Raw genomic sequence first — 19,391 nt, 5'->3', positions numbered from 1 at the left:
GACACAAAACAGTCGCCTTAAACTCCGCAACTCAATTCGATCTCAACCAGCGTATCCATCGCAGGCACTATATCTTCAGCTTGTATGGATGTGCCGCTTTCAATGGCTACGTTGGCAGCCTGGCTAACATCCAGACTTGTAGCGGCGACATCGAGATTGTCCAGATCATTTACGTTCACTTCGGTATTCAAGTCAACTCCTGCTCCCGATGTGTCATCAACCCGCCCCTCGAGTGGAAACGGTGCTTCACTGATACCCGCTGCGGTAATAAGAAATCCGGCGCCAATATCCAACGTTTTGCCATTTGCCTGAATCGTTCCCTCGTTGACCAGCACGTACGTGGCTTTAGAGTTTGGCGTGTAAACATTGTAATCGGTTCCAAGTATGGCCAGAGCCACAACAGGAGTCTTTAATATTTCCTTCTTTTTTCCCGAGGTTTTCGAATGAATTTTACCGGAGGTCAATTCCGATTTGATTTGGATATCATGCTGATTGCCGGAATAGGCAAGTATTTTATAAACGGAATTTTCACCTAAGGTGACCAAAGTGCCGTTAGCATATTTTATTTTGGCAACCGCCTGACCGGACGTTACTATCGTGTCACCATTTTGCAAGGACGCTCCCCGGGAGATGTTACTCTCAACACTACCTCGCTTGACTTTCACGGTATGAGAAGTAAACAGTACGGTGGCAACCGATTGCGAAAAAACATGGCCGGTTAAAAAAAGACAACAAATAAAAATCAGCTTATTCACATTCGTCCTTAATTTTTTATCTGAAATCATCCGTTACCTGTATATAAACATAGGCTGTGACAGTATTTGTTCCCTTGACTGGAACAAGTTCGGCAGAGTGGAGTACATCATCCGACGAGGTGAATGTCAGGGTACAGGTGCTTCCCGGAGCCAGCATGGTACATGCGCTGGCGTCTTGTGAAATATCAATCCAACCGGAAGGCAACGTGGCCATAATATTTTTGGCAACAACGCTTGTTGATTTGTTTGTCACGAGCAGGATTTCGCTTCCAAACTTGAATATGGTTACCGTACAAGGTTCCAAGGTTCCGGAGCAGGGTTTATAAAAACCTTTTTTACCGGATTGTACGCTTATCTCCAGAACTGCTTTTTCACCGGCGGCATTCAGGGGAAGTACGCCCATAAAACCGAACAAAAAGACCGAACATAAAACAATATGGTATTTTTTCATAAAACTATCCCTGAATTACATCATGAATGGCCCGCTTACACTTTTCCCGGAGGCCAACCTTGAAAAATAATACTATTGAACTTGCTTAATAGCAAAACCTGCCATAAAAATATGGGATCCGAAATGTTATAGAGGATTTGATGCACGATATTCAGAAAGAAAGGATTATCAAGCGTTTTCTGCAAGAAATCAGCACATATCCGCCGTTCTCTTTCAGTGGCCATCCATTAAAAAAATTATCTCTATACAAAGAACTGGCACAATGTCTTGATGCTTTAGAGTCCACATACGGCGATTTGCTTGATTTTACCAAAGCAGAAGAGTACCAGGAACAATGGGATATTCTGGTCGACGTGCTTCAGGCCGGATTGAACAAGACAGCAGACTCCCCTCACTCTCTTTGGGCTGTCGATATCCAATTAATGCACCGGCAAGCAGAAATGTGGCGGGATCATTTCATCCTGAATGCCTTGCCTCAACCCGATTATTACCATCGCAAGACTTATTATGAAGCTGAAATACAAAGCGGTGATATCAACTTGCTTATTGAAAAAAGCCGACAAACAATGATACCGATAATCCGGAGTTTTCTTCCGGAAGAATCAACGTTTGATCCGGCCAATCACCAGGATGTGGAGGGGGTGATTTGTGCTTTAAAAGAGCAACGGGAAGCCACCGTTCCCAACAGCCCGGAAGCCGTGACTCTGCAAAACCAGTTAACCCTTATGGAAGATCTTGACAAAATCAATCAATTAACCGCCATTTCCATTCCAGCCGAACCCGCGGGCCACCTTCTTTATTGTACGTTGACTGAAAATGCCGGGGGTATTACGAGGAAAATATCCTTGATAAGTCTCGCTTCCCTACATAAACAGCTGAATAAATTACATAACACCAAACTCAAAACACCGGAAGATTATATTCAGGAGAGAAAAAACTACCGGCTCGGCATCGAAGCCATTTTAAAATTGCCCAAGCATGGTGATATCAAGGAGGTGCAACGAGAGGCTCTGGCCCTTAATTTTTCCAGAATACTGGGCCTTGACACAACACGCTCATCTATCATAACGCACGATGGTAACCCTGCGTTATTCATACCTTTTGATGATATCAAACTCCTTAACGAGTTTGCCAAGGGTAAAACATACAAAACCGGGCTTGGTTTTTTTTACTCACAAACGTATGAAAATTATTCCACAATTAACCCTGTGGGTTCCGGTTTACAATTTAATATGTTCATCGATGATTTTGGTCACTCGCTCGGTTTGTTTTATCTTTGCAGCGATACCGATGGCATCGGCGGATATATCCAGAATAAAGGACTGAAAAACAGCCGTTCCCTTTTTATTTTTGATCAGGTTGTGATGCCGAAAAATAAATTAGGGCTGGATTCGCGTCTGAGCTTGCAACCTGTAGAATTTATCATGATGCACACCCGTCACGGGCAAGGCAGAAACCGTTCTTTAATAGAGGATTCTTCCATGGCAAGCAAATTTGATAGCCTGATGGATTTATTGTCGCAAGAAAACAGATTATGTAAATACGTAATTCGCACTGCCAATCTCCATCAACGCCGAATTGAATGGCTCGAAAAAGAGCTTGAAAACGCCTCCTCTCCCGAAGAAAACAGGCGTATTCTTGAGGAATTAACACAAATCCGTGAGCTAAAAGAAGACGCCCTGATAATCAAGAACGTCATTCAGGAAAGAATAAAAAAAATTCCCGCCATTTTTCCCCAGCATGATGATCAAATTGATCGGATTGAAATCTTAAAAACACTGATTCTTGAGAAATTACTGCATAATCCGATCCTGTTCACCGATACTGGCAGACCCTACAAGCATCCGTGGACTTATCGCCACAATAACTCAGTCACGGAGATAGAAAAAAAGCCGGAAGATCAGGTTTTTCTTATTACTTTCAACTATACAATTAATCCGCAAATGGTTGAATTTCTTAAGCGGAAAGGAAGCCACTCCATTCGATTATCGTCTTACAGATCACTGGAAATCAGTTACGACGACCTGTTGGCATTGACTGAGACTATACTGTATCCCGAAATGGAGGCGACTCTTCAATACGATCAAAATTACCTGGATCAGGAGGATCTGCGTCAGATCAGCGAAGCTTACAACGGATATAATAATAAAATGATTATTGAAGCCATTGACCGTTATCTTGAAATCATGGCAGACGATACAAGTCCGATTAATGAAAAAACAGACATGATAACCGGGACTCTATCCACAATAAAAGATCATCTGAACACCTCGAAAAATAAAGGGTTTGCCTCTCATGTATTAAAAAAACTTCATTTTGATATTCAATTACGACTGCAACGAATGATTCCTCCGGAGAGCATGCCTGAACAATTAAATTCCTCGTTTACCGCCGCACTCAAACTAGACCGTATAGCTGAGTTCAACGAGGTTCTGATATATGCCATTATGACTGGACAATGGGACTCGAAAACCTTTCTCTCATTTCTTAAAAACTGCATGACAATATCTGCCGGGGCGACCAACCATGATGAAGCACTGCAAAAAAGTCAGGAAATTGCCGATCTTGCGGAGAAAACTGTTCTACAATTTAATCAAACACTATTGTTACAATTGATAAAAAAGAACAAAGAAGCAAAACTCATTGACAAAAATAATGAACTTGGCAAAAGTACAAGCGAGCACATTGGTACAGGGACATTGTTTCCGGAAGAAGGAACACTCAAAATAACATCGATATTCCTGAAAGGATGTCAGGTTCTGTGCACAGAACCTGGGGATTTAAGTGAAAAAGGGATTAATCACTTTAAAAATGGACTTTAGGAGTCATTATGCCAGTACATGAAAGACGTCAACATTTTCGCATAGATGATCAAATCTATTTTGATTATAAGGTATTACAACAGGGAAGTTTTCGTTCCGATAAATCCGTTGCCGAGGAACTACTTGGCCATAATGGCCAACGTTATCTTGAAACCACCCAGTATTTTCAGAGCCTTGATTATGAGTTATCCGAACTCACTCAATCGCTTGCTCTGGAGGAACCCTCTCTGGCTCATTATCTGAATTTGCTTAACGCCAAAATAGATCATCTTGCTCATCATCTTCTGGTGGGAGAAAAAATTCATATCCGCAAGGTCAATATCAGCCTGGGAGGCATGGCGTTTAAAACAAACGAGCGGATCAAGGAAAAAACACCCATAAAACTGGTTATCTATACCAAACCAAAAATGGTTCCCATCATTGTCGATGCCATTGTTGTGTATAGCCAGTTTGTCAATGAAAACCACTATCGTACTGCCGTTCAATTTGAACCGTTAACCAATGAGCAGGAACAATTGCTATCCCAGCACATTATGCTGGCCCAGGTAAAATGCCGGGCGGATTAGGGCGTGTCCTCATCCGGGGTTTCACAGCGAAAATTGAGACAATTAACCTGGATTTGCAGTCGTAATACATTTTGTTCACGGAACATGATATTGCTCCGGTGTGGACAATAGCCCATAATCGACACACCGTTACGTTTTAATTACCGGAACAACATTATGTCAAGACAAATCTTTTGTACAAAATTACAAGCCGAAGCGGAAGGACTCGATGCTCCTCCTTTTCCGGGCGAACTCGGGGAAAAAATTTACCAGCAAATATCAAAACAAGCATGGAAAATGTGGCTTGCACATCAAACCATGCTTATTAACGAATACAGACTGAGTCTGATTGATCCCAAGGCCCGCGAATTCCTGACCGATGAAATGCAAAAATTTTTCTTCAGTGACGGCTCTGAAAAACCCTCCGGTTATACTCCCGCACAGTAAGGTAAAACCATGTTTCATGAACTACTACAGCTCAGTAAAGAAGTTTCCACCGCATTACAAAATCAGAAAGCCGTTGTTGTCCTGGAATCCACCATTATATCTCATGGTATGCCCTACCCTGATAATCTGACGACAGCGCGTCTGATTGAACAACTCGTCAGAGAACAGGGCGCAACTCCGGCGACAATCGCTCTTTATCAGGGAAAAATTCATATCGGCATTGACGACCGGATTATGGAAGAACTGGCCAGTCCAAAAGTCATGAAGGCATCGCGCCGCGATATCGCTTACGCACTAAGCCGCAAAATAACTGCAAGCACTACCGTGGCTGCCACCATGTTTTGTGCTCATCAGGCCGGATTACCAATTTTTGTAACGGGAGGAATTGGCGGTGTACACCCCCAATTCGCCGATAACCTGGACATTTCAGCCGATCTCATCGAATTATCCACTACCCCGGTAACTGTAGTGTGTTCCGGCGCCAAATCCATACTTGATTTGCCAAAAACACTGGAAATGCTGGAAACACATGGTGTCGCCGTTATCGGCTATGGTACCGATGAGTTCCCCGCCTTTTATACTCATTCCAGCGGTATTCCATTGGTACACCGACTGGACGACCCGAAAGACATTGCTGCACTGATGCACGTCCAACACAGCCTGTCTATCAATAATGGCATAGTCATCGCCAACCCCATCACCAAAAGCGCCGAAATTCCTGATTATGAAATCAAACCCATCATTGAGCAGGCGAATCAGGAAGCCAGGCATATCAAAGGCAAAGCCATCACACCATTTCTTCTACAACGGATTTCCGAGTTAACGGCCGGACAAAGCCTGAAAGCAAATATTGAATTAATTAAAAATAACGCCATACTGGGAGCCAGGATAGCAATCGCCTACCAAAATCAATTTTTAGAAAAAAAATAATAATCCCTACTTGACTCAAAATCATTCTCGGAGTTTAATAGCAACCTCTTGTGGCCAGATAGCTCAGTCGGTAGAGCAAAGGACTGAAAATCCTTGTGTCGGTGGTTCGATTCCACCTCTGGCCACCATAAGAATCAATAAGTTACAATCGATTTTCGCAAAATATCAAAAACCACTTGCGTGACTTTTTCGGGCTCATCCCCAAATCCGGGGGCACAAATCAAGAACACAAAACTTTAACCCTTAACCTGTAATTTTCAAAATTTCTAAATCCATAAGCACGACGTTGAATGAGCTTCATCTTACGATGAAACCCTTCCGTAATGCCGTTGTTTTTAGTAAACCGCCACATTCTAACCACTTCATCCCGCCATTGGTATAATGTTTTACCTAGAGTTTTTAGTGAGTCAAAAGGACTTTCCTTCAGACTGGCAACGAGTTTAAGAAAGAGGGGTATTAAACGCATACACTGCTTTGCGGTACGATGTTTTCGCATGAGTAATCGATGTAATCGCTGTTTAAAGTAATAAATAGCAGCAATGACAGGTTGTTGTTGCAAATAACGTTCTCGTCTATTGAGTCGCTTTACCGTGAGATTATTGGGATTGGTTCTCAATGCGGCCAAGAGACCTCTCTGATATTTCATTTCAGGGTCAATCTGCTGATAAGTCTGCAAACAGAATTGATTCAATAAACGAATCACATGAAAGCGGTCGGCCACAATCATCGCATTGGGAAAGTAACGCCTGATTAACTTGCGATAACTGGAACTTAAATCAATACAGACTACCTGTACCTTATCTTTTCCTTCTAACGAATTTAGATAGCCTTCTAAATCCTTTTCGGAGCGCCCCTCAACCACATCAAATATTTTATGTTTGGCCAAGTCACAAAAAGTTGTGGCATAACCTACTTTCCTATTGAATGAATGCTCATCCAGGCCAAGAACTCTGGGGCAAAGACGGTTTAATATCTTTTTATGACGAAGCTCATAACCGTAATGATACCAGCGTTCTACAGTTGATTTACCCAGCTTTAAATCACGAGCCAAATCCTTTTGACTCACTCCTTTGCTGTGGTAGTGAAACACCTGTTTACGCAAACTCTCGCTGGCTCTTTGATACTTCCCTATCCCCGGAAAACGCTGATTAAAATAGCGACCACAAGCAGGACAATAATACTTATGAGCCTTGATACACAAGTAACTGCGACGCAATCCAATCGACTCATGGCGTATGCGCCTTATGAAAGTATCTTTTTTACGTAACTTTTTATTACCACAATGAATACAGCGCACAACGCAACGATAACTCACTTCAATATAAACAGGATTCTCTCCACTCACCTTTTTAATAGAATATCCCGGTAAATTTAGGATACAATCTTTCTTGGGCATTTTAATCTTCCTTTTGACCGTCAAATCAAAGGGTTAGTCTATACTAACTCGATTAAAATGCCCCCTTTGTTGGGGGAGAGCCTTCTCTTTTAGATCCAATCAATAAAGAGGCGCCAAATGAGGAAATTGAATTGCTGTTTAAGGATGAGTTTCTTAAGGAAGGAGGTGCTGCAACAATTGCTTATGCAAAATTACAGTTTACACATATGAGCCAATTTGAACGACAGGAACTACGGAAGGCCTTATTAAAGTGCTGTGAGCTTGATACACTAGCCATGGTCATGATTGTCGAAGCTTGGTTTAATATATTGGAAAATAACTTCCTAAAAACTAAGATACGCCACTGACAACCAATAACAATTTCAAAACCAATAAGCCAATACAGAGATTTAACTTAAAGTTAATCTTTTTGAACCATATCATATAATCATTGGACTTTAAGGCAGCGGCAAATTTCGCTTGGATTAAATGTTCATAATCACAATTTCCGGTCAAAGATTGCGTATCGGTCTGTACTTGTTTAGACATTTTATTATTCCATAAAATATATCATGGGTATACAGTATACCTGACGGAAAATAGGACTTAAAGTGACCATGCAGTAAAAGATTATGATCCATCATCAACGAATCCTTATATAATCATTAAAATTACAAGTGATTTTTCCAATAAAGAAGATGCAATGAAATGGCATAGTTCGATCACACAGTTATATAAACAAAATAATATGGAGTTGGAAGAATGTATGACTGATTATAATATAATCTTTAAACAAAATAATTCGGGATGGACGCTTACTTTCTCACACCTATTCAATGTAAAAGGAATAGAAGCCATGCAAAAATTGCTTGCCGAAAGTTCAGAAATAGCTACTCTAAAATAAGATGAATTAAAGTAAATCACCTTATGAATCCATTCTTGGATTCATACCAATAAAATTGTCAATCATTACCCTTGCTATACTTTTTGACGAAGAAGGCATTCCTGGTAAGTTATTTATGTCATACCAACCCGCTTCTTTAATTTCCACATCATCAATAACAATTTCACCAGAGTCATAATCTGCCTCAAACGCTATCATTAATGAGTCTGGAAATGGCCAAGGTTGGGAACCAAAATATTGAATATTCTTTACTTTAATCCCAACTTCCTCCAGCACTTCCCGATGAACAGACTCTTCAAGCGTTTCTCCTGGAGAAACAAAGCCTGCAATAAGTCCATATACACCTTCTGCAAAATGCTCTCCTCTAGCCATAAGAATCTTGGATTGGTTCTTTATTAGAACAATAATGGATGGTGATATTCTAGGATAAAAAACAAAATTGCAAGATTTGCAATGAGCCTCTAATAAAGCTGATATTTGCAATGTTTCCTTGCCACAAATCCCACAATATTTATGGTTTTTATACCAATCAAGGATTTGAGTACTTCTAACAATTAGTGAAAAACAATCATCTTCGAATTGATCAAGTGCTCTTTTAATTGGAACAAAAGTTAAGCCATCATCTTGCTCATATCCCAATGTTATTTCAGCGCAATAACTTTTACATCCATTAAATGAACCCAACTCATGTAAACAAGTTATTTTATCTTTGTATTCACTAATATCCTTAAAAAATGGTAATTGATATTTCCCATTTCTATTAACCATCAAAATGGTTCTATTTTGAACAACAAATATATTTGATTCATCTAAATTTTTATATTGTAAATCATCAAATTTCATCATTTCACATACAAAGACAAAAAGTATTAGAAAGCCATTATTAATGGATCATTTAATCTTGATATTGTAAATATCAAGATATTTTGGGCAATCATCTCACTTAAGCAAATTTCTTTCAATCCATTGACCAGCAAATCGCAACGGCAATGGTTGCTACAGGCAGTGAAGCAGGTTCCTGAAGGGCAATCCCTCATTCCCAAAGAGAAGTCCTATAAAAACCATTTAACCCGATACCATGAAATCATTGCCAAAATCGGCTTAAGCAAATACCATGGTCTGCGCCATGCCTATGCCCAGCGCTGGTATTATGACATTACAAAATCCCATGATAAAACAGGCCAAGGTCTTGTATGCCCCATTCAAGGACAGGACGGCAAGGGAGCTGATAAGTCAGGAGCTTGGGCATTCGAGATTGAGTATTACCAGGCTGTAAATTAGTAGTATAATCAGCTAAAACCAGGATTATTGAGCGTACCCGAGTATTTTGATAAGGAAACAGGGTGAATTCCAAAAAGCTTGAAAATTTTCCTGGTTTGTCAACTCATAGAGATTTAATGACAAGCACCTTGATGCGGAATGATTGGCATTTTGATGTTTCCAAGGTTTAAATTATGAAGTTTTATTCCAATCATGCTTTAAAAGCAATGCAATACAAATCGTTAGGAGATCAGGTTTCACGCAAAATTTCTGCCTGGATTTTTATTCTGGTTGTTTTGGTTATCACTGCAATTTTTTCTATTTCATTCTTTTTATCTCGTCAGATGTTTGACCAACAAGTCAGTATTTGGAATAAAATCGCTCCTGAACAAGCGTTAATTAGCTTGATGGATTCTGATTCGTTTTCGATTAATAGAGAAATAAATTTTCTGAAGTCCACTGGTTTGTTTTCCTCCTTCCTTATAACAGATAACAGGAAAAACATAATTGCTCATTTCGGCAACAATAGCATAGAAAATATTAAATTAATCCCTATAAAGGATAATGCGAAAATTGTATGGGGATATTATTATTTCAAACCGGATTTTTATCGCTACATCTCTGCTTTTTTAATTGCGGGAATAATATTTTTAATAATTATCAGCCTTGTGTATTTTGTAATAAAGTGGAGGATAAAGATAGGGCTGGATTCAGAGTTCTCTCGTTTTCATAATTTTCTTTATGAAATTGAAAAATTAACAGAGAAATTGCATGACTACAGTTCTGAAGATGGAAAAACAGAACTTCCATTAAAATCATCTGAGAATAACGAGCAAATTATAATTAACAGGGCAATTAACCGTTTACTTGAGGAAATAAATCAAGCCCATCGCTCTTTGCGAGCTGCCATTGTTGCCAGTGAGCAGAGAAAATTTCAAGAAGAACTCACCAAGACAGCCCTTCAGGTAGTCCATGATATTGGCTCACCAATTGCAATACTTGAAATTATTCAATCTACCACATCAGGAATACCTGAGCAAAACAGAACGCTTTTGAAAAATGCCATAGAAAGAATTCGTGATATATCCAATACACTGCTTAAAAAAGCAAGACACGATTTTTCTGATAATATTGATGTGGCGCAATCTCAACAGATGGCCATATCCATAATAGAGCAAGTGATTAGTGAAAAACGAGTACAGTTCAAGGAAAAGGCAACCATCAATTTTAATACCGGAAAAGACGCTCATAACATATTCTTTTTCGTTAATTCTTCGGAATTAAGCAGAGTTATATCCAATTTAATAAATAATGCCGTAGAAGCAATACAGGATGATAACCGCATCACGGTATCTTTATCTGATTTGGGTGATGAAGCGTTGATTCGAATTCAGGATTATGGCAAAGGGATTCCACAACACATTTTAAGCAAATTAGGGACACTTGGTGGCTCATTTGGAAAAATTCAGGGTACAGGAGTTGGGTTAAATCACGCCATAAGTACGATAAAAAAATTCGACGGCAGGTTGGAAATAGACTCGCACGAAGGACAAGGGACGATAGTACAAATATATCTCCCAAAGTCTGAACCTTCATTATGGTTTGCATCAGAAATTAAGATTTCAGATGCGCAGATGGTGGTTATAATTGATGATGATGAAGGAATACATACTTTATGGGAGAACAAGTTTAAAACGTTTCAGAATGAGAACAAAATTACAGTGGATTTGTTACATTTCTATTCACCGAATGATGTCATTCAATGGAAAGATAATTTTTCTGTCAGGAACTCGATTTTATATTTATGTGATTATGAGTTTGTTGATTCCGAGTTAAATGGGATTGAACTTATAAAAAAAATGAAATTAAATAAGGACGCATTTTTGGTGACTAGCCGCTTAGTTAATGATGTGATTTCTCATTGTGAGTCGGAAAAAATTAAATTGTTACCCAAAAATATAGCTCATATGTTCCCAATTGTAGCATTTAATGGAAGTGCATTATGAAGAACGATTCTATAGAAAAAAAGGATGTTTATTTATTGTTGAAGTTAGCCATGCCTTTTGCATTGATAGGACTGGTTAGAGCATCTGTATGGTTTTTTGAAACTTTATTTTTGGCTCAACTTGGGGAGAAAATATTAGCAGCAGGTGCATTAGTGAGTTGGTTTTTTGCGACACTTGCAGTTATTCTTTTTGGGACACTTAGCGCCATTAATATTTTAATAGCACACAAGCATGGAGAAAATGACAGGGAAAGTATCGCACTGATTGCAAGAGATGGTATTTTTTTAGCACTATTATTGTCAGCTCCTGCATTTGCACTGCTATGGAATATGCCCTCGATTTTTTTACTCCTTGGCCAATCCCCAGAAATTGTTGCAATCTCGCAATTATATTTGCACGCCTTGGCATGGGGAATTCTCCCAAATCTCGTTATGGTTGCTTGCTTGGGAGTTTTTATAGGCATTGGGCAAACGAGAATCGCATTAACTTTTTCAGTAATATCTGTCGCTCTTAGTATCGCAACCAGTTATGTTCTTATTTTTGGTGCATTTGGGTTTACTGCGCTAGGTGTTGCTGGAGCAGGTTGGGCTGTCACCATAAGCTATTGGTTTGCAGTAGTACTATTGATTATGTACATCATCTGCAATAATTCTTATCGAAACTATTTTCGTTATGTTTTTAAAATAAAACAACTTAATCATCTCCCTGAGCTCTTGCGAGTAGGTATTCCGCTAGGGGCGATGCATTGCGTAGAAGTAGCATTTTTTTTAGCCCTCACTATGTCTATGGGACTATTAGGGAGCCAGGTACAAGCAGCTAATCAAGTGGTATTACAGTATTTAGGTCTGCTGATGACGATAATGTTTTCAATCGCTCAAGCCATAACAATGCGTATCGGGCATTTACTGGGGGCAAAAGAATTTTACCTTGCAGAAAAGACCGCATATATTGGTATTGGACTTGCTGCCGGTTTGGCAGCTTTAGTAAGTGTCATCTATTGGACTGCGCCCCTAATTCCTATTGGATTGGACTTTAATATTCATGACCCCGCCAACTTTGAGTTAATTGATGTTATAAAACAATTTTTGGTAATATGTGCAATATTTCAAATTTTTGAAGCCAGTAGAATTGCCTATTTTGGTGCACTGCGTGGATACAAGGATACACAAATTACATTATTTGCATCGGTTATGAGTTTTTGGTGTATTGCAATGCCAATAGGGTCTTTATGTACTTTCTACTTTAAACTGGGTGCTATTAGTTTTTGGTGGGGAATGGTAATTGGAGCAATAATGAGTTTTATGTTGCTTCATTTTCGATTTAGAAGCAAAATCTCAAAGTTACAAATGACATCTATCAATCTGGTTGAACAAGCCAGCTATTAACAAAGGGAGGTATAATATGAAGTATCGGACAAAATTGAATTCTGTTGGCGCGAGTTATATTGCGTAAGTCAAAAGCAAGGTATAATTCAACAGAGTCTGTAAAATTTTCTGTGTAACTAGCCATTCCATTATTCAGTAACTCTATCACCGAATTCGATCATAAACCGATTCATAGCTGGCTTCCAGTTGTGGATCGGCATTGTCCATTTCCGAGCAATTCGTTCAATCGCAAGATAGAGCAATTTAAAAACTGATTCGTCAGATGGGAACATTCTTTTATTTTTAATTACCTTTCGCAAAGTCATATTCAACGATTCGATGGCATTTGTCGTATATATGGCTCGACGGATGTCAGCTGGATAATCAAAAAATGGGGTAATACGTATCCAGTCTCTGCGCCATGAGGAGCTTATGGATGGGTATTGGTCGTCCCATTTCTCAGAAAATGCTTCCAGCGCCATTTCAGCCTCAATGAGTGTTTTGGCACTGTAGATTGTTTTTAAATCAGCAGCAAGGATTTTACGGTCTTTCCAGCTGACATAAGCCAATGAATTTCGAATTTTGTGTACAATGCAAAGCTGAACTTTAGCGTGTGGATATACTGTTTCAATGGCTTCTGGAAAGCCAGTAAGTCCATCAACACACGCAATAAATATTTCATCCAGGCCACGATTTTTTATATCTGTCAGTACGTTTAGCCAAAATTTTGCGCCTTCATTTTGGCTAATCCACATGCCCAGAAGTTCTTTGTAGCCATCTGTATTAACACCCAATGCCAAATAGACGGATTTGTTAATAATACCTTTGTCAGTCTTTACTTTAACGACAATACAATCCAAATAAACAATGGGGAAGCAACTATCCAGAGGCCTTGCCTGCCAGGCACGTACATCTGATAAAACCGCGTCTGTCACGCTTGAAATCAATGTGGGTGATATGGTTGTACCATAGATTTCTTCAAGCTCGCTTTGGATGTCGCGTGTACTTAAACCTCGGGCATAAAATGAAATGATTTTTTCATCAAGACCATCAAAGCGGGTAGCGTATTTAGGGATAATATGAGGTTCAAATGTGCCTGTTCGGTCACGTGGCACCGCAATTTCCATTTCGCCTTCATTAACCTGAATAGTCTTCTTGCTGTACCCATTACGGCTGTTGCTTTTGCGTTCAACAGCCTTGGCATGCTTGTCATAGCCTAAATGATGCGTAAGTTCTCCGGATAGCGCAGCCTCTAAGCCTCGACGCTTTAGCTGTTTAAAAAACTCAGTGAAGTCTTCTTGCGTTTTACACGTCTTGGCTATTTCCTGAGCCAATTCATCTATATCATGAGTCATAGTTTGTCTCTTCTTCAATGCCTGTCTGAAAATAGGCAGATTATATACTATGACCAATTACACAAAATTATTTACAGACCCATTCAACACGATACCTTGCTCCCTATTTACTAATTTATTTCTACTTCAAGAATTGAAAACACTGTTTCCGTATCGATCTTCCTAATCAGCTTCATTCCGGAATCAAGGAGCAGGTTGCTGAATTCCTCTATGGTTCTTTCTTTTCCCGTATAATTAATAAGCATATTGATATCGCCAAGATGGATCAGATCTCTACACTTACTATCTTCAACAACTTTTTCGATAATTAATAATTTGGCAGATCTTGCCATATTTTTCTTACAGTTTTGCAAAATCAATCGAGCGCTGGTGTCATCCCACTCATGGAGAACCACCTTCAGCAAATAAAGATCGCCTTCCGTTGGTGTTGAGATGAAGAAGTTTCCAGAAACAAACTCACATCTGTGGTTAAGAGAGGCATTGGAAATATATTCAAGGGCCAAATGTTTTGCATTTTCCAAATCAAAAACAATACCCTCACTTTCGGGATGATTTTTTAAAATCTCACAAAGTAACTGGCCTTTACCTCCGCCAATATCAATAATTTTTTTAAATGGGAAAAAATCATAATGTTTGACAACATTTTTCACGGTAAGCTGCATGCTGTTACCCATTGCATCATGAAAAATTTTTGCTTTTTCGGGGTGTTTTTCGAGATACTCTACATGCGACATTCCAAACATATGGTTGAACGAGGGTTTCCCGGTTTGAACGGTGTATAATAAATTACCGGTGGACTGATACAATTCTTCACCACATAAAACTATAAAATCTTTCATTGAACGTTCAGAATCAGAGAGAAGGTAATACGCCTCATCATTTAAAGCGAATTTATCATTGTTTTCCTGAAAAACACCCAAAGCGACCAGGCAGCGCATAACTCGACAAAGAGGCTCGCTTTTTGTGTTTGTAAGTTCGGCCAATTCTGATGCAGACAGATTCTGTTTAGCAAGATAATCTGCAATATTTAACTTCGCTGCTACATAAAGGCATTGTGTTGCCTTATATCCATAAAGTAATTTAGCTAACATATATTTTCCTATTATTAAACATGACCGCAGTATTTTAATCTTGATATCTTGGGTAGCTCTAAAAACAGATTAAAATTGAAATCACTTGAAATTCCAGTCAAGCATTTACTCATCAAATTTCCGTGTTCGGTATAAAAAAGTGGAATAACCATCCCCTGCCCCTGCATATATTGTGCTATTTTTCTGTAAATTTGAAATCTTCCATGTGAAGACGGAACAGACGTAGCCTCTTTCAGCATTTTGTCTATTTCGTTTTTATTTATATTCGCATGATTATTTCTATTTTTAGCAAAATATTCAAAAATGTTATATGCTTCCCTGTTTTTAAAAACATAAAGCTCAATAAAACCATCCAGATTATGAGTGGCGCGCAGAGGCGCAAGCTCTGAATAGTCTTTATGATATGTAAAATTAACATGGATGTTGTATTTTTTAGCTGCTTGTTTGATTTGTTCCGACTCGCAACTATTTTTTAAATCACTTAGTTGATGTATTGTCACTACTACCCCATCTCTTTCTAACGCAGGGAATTTTTTGAATATTTTTGAAGGGGCTACATTCGGTAAAGACTCTGGCATCATATTCGTAAGAGATCCAGCAACACCGTTTGGTAAGATACCATAAGCCTTGTGTGCTCCTGGAATACAAGAACAATTGAAATTGTTATAAATTTCTGCAGCTAAAGCTTTTCTAATTTCAATTTTGTTAAATGGGTATCTTTGAGTATTAAAAACCAGCAGCTCGGTAATGTTAGGCGCTGTTGTTATTAAATTGTATTTATTTGTATTTAGCTCGCCTAATGACTGTCTTTCGTACATTAAGGCACTATCAATTTTATTCTCTGCTAACGCTTTCGAAACGTCAGGTCCAATCACATACAGCATGACTATACCGTTATTTTTGACCTGTATCGTTCCAACATAAAAGGGGTTTTTATCAAGAAGAAGAACATTGCTACGTTTTTTTCGGACAAGATAAGGGCCTGAGCCAATCAAACCATGTTGAGCGCTTTTGATTATGGCAGTATTTGGAGAGGCCAGTTGATAAAGAAAAGTGGTTGGACTACTTTCAATAGTGAACCGTATGGTAAATTTCCCTGTTACAAAAATTTGAGGTTTTACTGGCAATCCCAGAGCACTCTCTTCGCATCCTACCAAACCACGAAGTTGACCGTATTCCTGGCTATTTACACTGCACAAGCGAAAAAGTGAGTTTGCTACGTCTTGCGCTGTAACCTCCGAATTATCTGAAAATCGATGATTTTGTTTAATAGTAATAGTAATAGATTTTCCGTCTGCCGATAGTGACCAGGATTCTGCCAGGGCAGGCTGTAATTCCTGCTGAGAGTTTGTTGTGATCAATGTTTCAAATATTAATGGCAGCGTAAATTTTGAATGTGCATTGATTGATTTAATGGGATCAAGCGTATCTATTTTAATTGGAGAACTGCTTATTATGTAATTATCTTTTTTCCATAATTGAACTTGATGATTGGATATCATTGCGTTTGCTTTGCCAATACATAATGCAAATATGCTATTCAATAAAAGATCGTACCGTAGCTTTTTCTTCATCTTCGAGTTGCTCAAATAAGGTTAATGACTCATAAAGATGGTGAGCAATATCAGAGGCTTTATCTATTTGTTTCTTCTTTATGAAACAGAATAACAGATCCAGCCAAGCGCTTACCCCGCATGTATCCAGTTTAGTTGCCTCATATAAATATTTGATTGAATGATATTCATCTCCAAGCCGCTCAAGACATTTTGCATAATAGTATGCATTCATACCTGAACCAGGTGGTCCTAGTTGCATAGCCTTTTCGAAACAGTCTGCGGCTGCTTCAATTCTATTTAGATTAAAATAAAAAAATCCTAACTCACTAAAACCCGTTGCATCGAAAGGATCAATAGAAATCAATTCAGTTAAATATTCCTCGGCCTTTGAGCTGTCTTGTTGCTGTACATACCACTTGGATAGAGATTGAATACAAGTAAACAGGTTGTCTTTAGCAATAATTTGCTCAGCTGTTGTCTTGCAATGAATAGTACGCGCCAGTTGTTCAGCTTTATTTAGAAAAGAAAATCGAACCGCCGTACCATATTCGAAATCCATGGCCAATCCACGGTATGCAACAGAGGAATAAAGGATATTCATAAAATTATTAGCATCAAGTGGTGCTAATAATTTTAAAAGCGCATCACTAAGATGGTGTATTGTTTTACTAATTGATTTATCTTGCTGATGACGATAAAAATTTACAATCGTTTGATTTAATAAAAATATTTTTTCTCGAACAGTTGTTTCTTGCCTTGTAAGGAATTTCTCCACCAAATACAAATAATCATCCACGACAACATTATTTCCATCAGATAACAAGATCTGTGTCTTGGTTAATTCTTTCAACAAACACATTTCCAAAGTACATGAGCTTATATTTTTTGCAGGGAAATTATTGAGGATATCCTTAAAATAACCATAGCGCATAAGGACACACGACCAGTTAAGATATCTTCTGGAATTTTCCCATGTATCATTTTTAGTGAGATCGTGAAAAGCCCTCTGATGATTATCTAACAATTTTTTTACTATCAAATTAAAATCAGATCTATATCTATCTGTTTCTAATTCATATAGCTCTCTAAAAAAATCGCGCCTGGGAATTCGTTGTGGTAATACAATAATCTGATTTATCAAATTTGGGTTATTAGCTAGTAAATCAAAAAAAACACCATAATATTGGGAGTTGATTGTGCCAGACTCACAGTATTTCCCCAAATAACCTGGCGATAGATATGTATATCGATAATTCACCTTAATCATCCTGAAGCATCATCGTCCGGGAAGAACGCAGTAATAATAATTGTGTGTTTGCTGTATTGGGTATAGTATTCTTTCCCAATCAGAGACTGGTAACTTATAATCCATTTCATCCATAAATACAGGCGCGTGTGTTTTTTGGATTATTTTGCTTACAACGTCTGGTTGTGCTCCCATATCCATAGCAAGTTCGATATACTCATCTAATTGATTGTCTAACAAAACCATAAAATAAAATTTTTCCCCATTTCCACAAACCAGCAGGTAACTTCCAAGCGGATTTAATAGATAAAACTCTATTGCATTTAGCTCGCAAACAATCTTCTTGAAATGTTCCGAGTATTCCTTTGAAAGTAAATGGGACTCTTTTTTTGATGAAAAACACGTTAGTAATGGATAAGAAAGCCTTTCAAAAAAAAGATTTTGCATCGCATCTATGCCATTGACAATTTCCTCGAGCATAAACGGTGTGTCTTTAACAAGAAAGCGGTCTATAACACCATTATTAAATGCATCAACAGCCAGCCTAAAATCTGCATGTCCCGTTAGCATTATCTTAAGAATCGGAAGATGGGATAATTTTTTGCAAAACTCAATCCCATTCATTAGAGGCATAGAATAATCTACGACGATAACACTGATAGTATTGGTTCTGTTTGCGTTTTCAGATAGCCCAACAATCCTCGAAAAATCTACGGAATAACCAATCTCATCGTCCTCATTTTCTATTTCAGATAGAAAATTATGCGAAGTTGATATTAAATTTTCATGATAATGTAAAGCAATTTCGTCTAATGCCTGATAAGGATTGCTATAAGTTTCAATTGAATAATTGTCAGATAATTTAAAATTTAAACTATTTAAAAAAGACTCATTATCATCGATTAAGATTATTTTAGATTTAAAGGAAAAACACTTAAAATCCGTGGCCATTAAAACCCCTCAATATTATTTTTGTTTCAATCCAGAAATTTCTATTTTTTGTGTGTATTCACTAATTCGATTAGCCTCGATGACTATATTGTCGATAATAGAGTGTAATTTATTCAATTTGTCGTCACTTATAACCACATCATTATTTGATATTTGCAGGGATGAATTGTTATACACGCTTAATAAGACGGGTAATATATCTTTTAAAATTTCACCACCAATTTTTATTGATGCGAGCGGAGTTCGAATAAAATGAATGAATTCAATAAGCTCATTTCTGCACTTTAAATCCAGGCAATCACTATTTACATCTTGTAACATCATGAAAAAATC

General features: G+C 38.2%; 19 protein-coding genes and 1 tRNA gene. 10 read left to right on the top strand and 10 right to left on the bottom strand.

Features of this window, described 5'->3' with window-relative positions:
- Nucleotides 1-17 precede the first annotated feature (17 nt).
- The gene (locus tag CKW05_RS05245) at nucleotides 18-755 is read right to left on the bottom strand and encodes a FecR family protein (protein WP_157737710.1); all 738 of its coding nucleotides are present in this window, start codon (nucleotides 753-755) and stop codon (nucleotides 18-20) included.
- Nucleotides 756-771: 16 nt separating this feature from the next.
- Nucleotides 772-1,206, bottom strand: a complete 435-nt coding sequence (locus tag CKW05_RS05240) for a hypothetical protein (RefSeq protein ID WP_058483840.1) — start codon at nucleotides 1,204-1,206, stop codon at nucleotides 772-774.
- Nucleotides 1,207-1,346: 140 nt separating this feature from the next.
- Here CKW05_RS05240 and CKW05_RS05235 point away from each other — a divergent pair, with 140 nt between their 5' ends.
- From CKW05_RS05235 to CKW05_RS05215, 5 genes are all read left to right on the top strand, one after another.
- Nucleotides 1,347-4,028, top strand: a complete 2,682-nt coding sequence (locus tag CKW05_RS05235) for a hypothetical protein (protein ID WP_058483841.1) — start codon at nucleotides 1,347-1,349, stop codon at nucleotides 4,026-4,028.
- Nucleotides 4,029-4,036: 8 nt separating this feature from the next.
- The gene (locus tag CKW05_RS05230; protein WP_058483842.1) at nucleotides 4,037-4,594 is read left to right on the top strand and encodes a PilZ domain-containing protein; all 558 of its coding nucleotides are present in this window, start codon (nucleotides 4,037-4,039) and stop codon (nucleotides 4,592-4,594) included.
- A gap of 156 nt (nucleotides 4,595-4,750) precedes the next feature.
- Nucleotides 4,751-5,020, top strand: coding sequence for an oxidative damage protection protein (locus CKW05_RS05225; RefSeq protein ID WP_058483843.1), 270 nt, complete (start codon nucleotides 4,751-4,753; stop codon nucleotides 5,018-5,020).
- A gap of 9 nt (nucleotides 5,021-5,029) precedes the next feature.
- Nucleotides 5,030-5,950 carry a pseudouridine-5'-phosphate glycosidase gene (locus CKW05_RS05220; protein ID WP_058483844.1) on the top strand — a complete coding sequence of 307 codons (921 nt, stop codon included), beginning with the start codon at nucleotides 5,030-5,032 and terminating at the stop codon, nucleotides 5,948-5,950.
- A gap of 52 nt (nucleotides 5,951-6,002) precedes the next feature.
- Nucleotides 6,003-6,078, top strand: a tRNA-Phe gene (locus CKW05_RS05215).
- A 92-nt stretch (nucleotides 6,079-6,170) separates the two neighbouring features.
- Here CKW05_RS05215 and CKW05_RS05210 read toward each other — a convergent pair.
- A complete protein-coding gene (locus CKW05_RS05210) occupies nucleotides 6,171-7,346 on the bottom strand; it encodes an ISL3 family transposase (RefSeq protein ID WP_058483845.1) in 1,176 nt (391 codons plus the stop codon).
- Nucleotides 7,347-7,477: 131 nt separating this feature from the next.
- On the opposite strand from CKW05_RS05210, the gene CKW05_RS05205 reads away from it, so the two are divergent.
- Both CKW05_RS05205 and CKW05_RS05195 read left to right on the top strand, forming a co-directional pair.
- Nucleotides 7,478-7,693: a hypothetical protein gene (locus CKW05_RS05205; RefSeq protein ID WP_058483846.1), complete on the top strand. Its 216-nt coding sequence runs from the start codon at nucleotides 7,478-7,480 to the stop codon at nucleotides 7,691-7,693.
- A gap of 335 nt (nucleotides 7,694-8,028) precedes the next feature.
- A complete protein-coding gene (locus CKW05_RS05195; RefSeq protein ID WP_058483848.1) occupies nucleotides 8,029-8,229 on the top strand; it encodes a hypothetical protein in 201 nt (66 codons plus the stop codon).
- A 21-nt stretch (nucleotides 8,230-8,250) separates the two neighbouring features.
- Here CKW05_RS05195 and nudC read toward each other — a convergent pair whose 3' ends face one another.
- A complete protein-coding gene (nudC, locus tag CKW05_RS05190) occupies nucleotides 8,251-9,075 on the bottom strand; it encodes an NAD(+) diphosphatase (protein WP_095140581.1) in 825 nt (274 codons plus the stop codon).
- 159 nt (nucleotides 9,076-9,234) lie between these two features.
- Here nudC and CKW05_RS05185 point away from each other — a divergent pair, with 159 nt between their 5' ends.
- The 3 genes from CKW05_RS05185 (at nucleotide 9,235) to CKW05_RS05175 (ending at nucleotide 12,880) form a co-directional block, all read left to right on the top strand.
- The gene (locus CKW05_RS05185; protein ID WP_058483849.1) at nucleotides 9,235-9,510 is read left to right on the top strand and encodes a hypothetical protein; all 276 of its coding nucleotides are present in this window, start codon (nucleotides 9,235-9,237) and stop codon (nucleotides 9,508-9,510) included.
- 173 nt (nucleotides 9,511-9,683) lie between these two features.
- Nucleotides 9,684-11,495, top strand: a complete 1,812-nt coding sequence (locus tag CKW05_RS05180) for a sensor histidine kinase (RefSeq protein ID WP_058483850.1) — start codon at nucleotides 9,684-9,686, stop codon at nucleotides 11,493-11,495.
- Nucleotides 11,492-12,880 (top strand): MATE family efflux transporter, encoded by a 1,389-nt coding sequence (locus CKW05_RS05175; RefSeq protein WP_058483851.1) that lies wholly within the window; start codon nucleotides 11,492-11,494, stop codon nucleotides 12,878-12,880. The genes CKW05_RS05180 and CKW05_RS05175 overlap by 4 nt, the downstream gene beginning before the upstream one ends.
- Nucleotides 12,881-13,008: 128 nt before the next feature.
- Here the strand turns inward: CKW05_RS05175 and CKW05_RS05170 are convergent, their stop codons facing one another.
- The 6 genes from CKW05_RS05170 to CKW05_RS05145 form a co-directional block, all read right to left on the bottom strand.
- Nucleotides 13,009-14,214 carry an IS256 family transposase gene (locus CKW05_RS05170; protein ID WP_058483852.1) on the bottom strand — a complete coding sequence of 402 codons (1,206 nt, stop codon included), beginning with the start codon at nucleotides 14,212-14,214 and terminating at the stop codon, nucleotides 13,009-13,011.
- Nucleotides 14,215-14,324: 110 nt separating this feature from the next.
- On the bottom strand, nucleotides 14,325-15,305 hold the full coding sequence (locus CKW05_RS05165; RefSeq protein ID WP_058483870.1) for a methyltransferase: 981 nt from the start codon (nucleotides 15,303-15,305) through the stop codon (nucleotides 14,325-14,327).
- Nucleotides 15,306-15,319: 14 nt separating this feature from the next.
- Nucleotides 15,320-16,879 carry an ABC transporter substrate-binding protein gene (locus CKW05_RS05160; RefSeq protein ID WP_058483871.1) on the bottom strand — a complete coding sequence of 520 codons (1,560 nt, stop codon included), beginning with the start codon at nucleotides 16,877-16,879 and terminating at the stop codon, nucleotides 15,320-15,322.
- Nucleotides 16,842-18,119, bottom strand: coding sequence for a tetratricopeptide repeat protein (locus CKW05_RS05155; protein WP_058483872.1), 1,278 nt, complete (start codon nucleotides 18,117-18,119; stop codon nucleotides 16,842-16,844). Before CKW05_RS05155 ends, CKW05_RS05160 begins: the two co-directional genes overlap by 38 nt.
- A gap of 18 nt (nucleotides 18,120-18,137) precedes the next feature.
- Entirely contained in the window at nucleotides 18,138-19,058 is a 921-nt protein-coding gene (locus CKW05_RS05150; RefSeq protein WP_058483873.1) for a response regulator, read from the bottom strand.
- Nucleotides 19,059-19,073: 15 nt separating this feature from the next.
- Nucleotides 19,074-19,382, bottom strand: coding sequence for a hypothetical protein (locus CKW05_RS05145; protein ID WP_058483874.1), 309 nt, complete (start codon nucleotides 19,380-19,382; stop codon nucleotides 19,074-19,076).
- Nucleotides 19,383-19,391 lie beyond the last annotated feature (9 nt).

It is taken from the genome of Legionella spiritensis, assembly GCF_900186965.1.
In the GTDB taxonomy this organism is placed as follows: Bacteria; Pseudomonadota; Gammaproteobacteria; order Legionellales; family Legionellaceae; genus Legionella_C; species Legionella_C spiritensis.
Note: the sequence above shows the minus strand (reverse complement) of the source record. Positions and strands in the feature narration are given on the sequence as shown.

Bases quoted from the DNA above. Each gene is read 5' to 3' on its own strand.
- CKW05_RS05170 (WP_058483852.1), bottom strand. From the start codon at position 14,214: ATGACTCATGATATAGATGAATTGGCTCAGGAAATAGCCAAGACGTGT.
- CKW05_RS05210 (WP_058483845.1), bottom strand. From the start codon at position 7,346: ATGCCCAAGAAAGATTGTATCCTAAATTTACCGGGATATTCTATTAAA.
- CKW05_RS05220 (WP_058483844.1), top strand. From the start codon at position 5,030: ATGTTTCATGAACTACTACAGCTCAGTAAAGAAGTTTCCACCGCATTA.
- CKW05_RS05145 (WP_058483874.1), bottom strand. From the start codon at position 19,382: ATGATGTTACAAGATGTAAATAGTGATTGCCTGGATTTAAAGTGCAGA.
- CKW05_RS05180 (WP_058483850.1), top strand. From the start codon at position 9,684: ATGAAGTTTTATTCCAATCATGCTTTAAAAGCAATGCAATACAAATCG.
- CKW05_RS05160 (WP_058483871.1), bottom strand. From the start codon at position 16,879: ATGAAGAAAAAGCTACGGTACGATCTTTTATTGAATAGCATATTTGCA.
- CKW05_RS05225 (WP_058483843.1), top strand. From the start codon at position 4,751: ATGTCAAGACAAATCTTTTGTACAAAATTACAAGCCGAAGCGGAAGGA.
- CKW05_RS05235 (WP_058483841.1), top strand. From the start codon at position 1,347: ATGCACGATATTCAGAAAGAAAGGATTATCAAGCGTTTTCTGCAAGAA.
- nudC (WP_095140581.1), bottom strand. From the start codon at position 9,075: ATGATGAAATTTGATGATTTACAATATAAAAATTTAGATGAATCAAAT.
- CKW05_RS05150 (WP_058483873.1), bottom strand. From the start codon at position 19,058: ATGGCCACGGATTTTAAGTGTTTTTCCTTTAAATCTAAAATAATCTTA.
- CKW05_RS05175 (WP_058483851.1), top strand. From the start codon at position 11,492: ATGAAGAACGATTCTATAGAAAAAAAGGATGTTTATTTATTGTTGAAG.
- CKW05_RS05165 (WP_058483870.1), bottom strand. From the start codon at position 15,305: ATGTTAGCTAAATTACTTTATGGATATAAGGCAACACAATGCCTTTAT.
- CKW05_RS05240 (WP_058483840.1), bottom strand. From the start codon at position 1,206: ATGAAAAAATACCATATTGTTTTATGTTCGGTCTTTTTGTTCGGTTTT.
- CKW05_RS05195 (WP_058483848.1), top strand. From the start codon at position 8,029: ATGAAATGGCATAGTTCGATCACACAGTTATATAAACAAAATAATATG.
- CKW05_RS05230 (WP_058483842.1), top strand. From the start codon at position 4,037: ATGCCAGTACATGAAAGACGTCAACATTTTCGCATAGATGATCAAATC.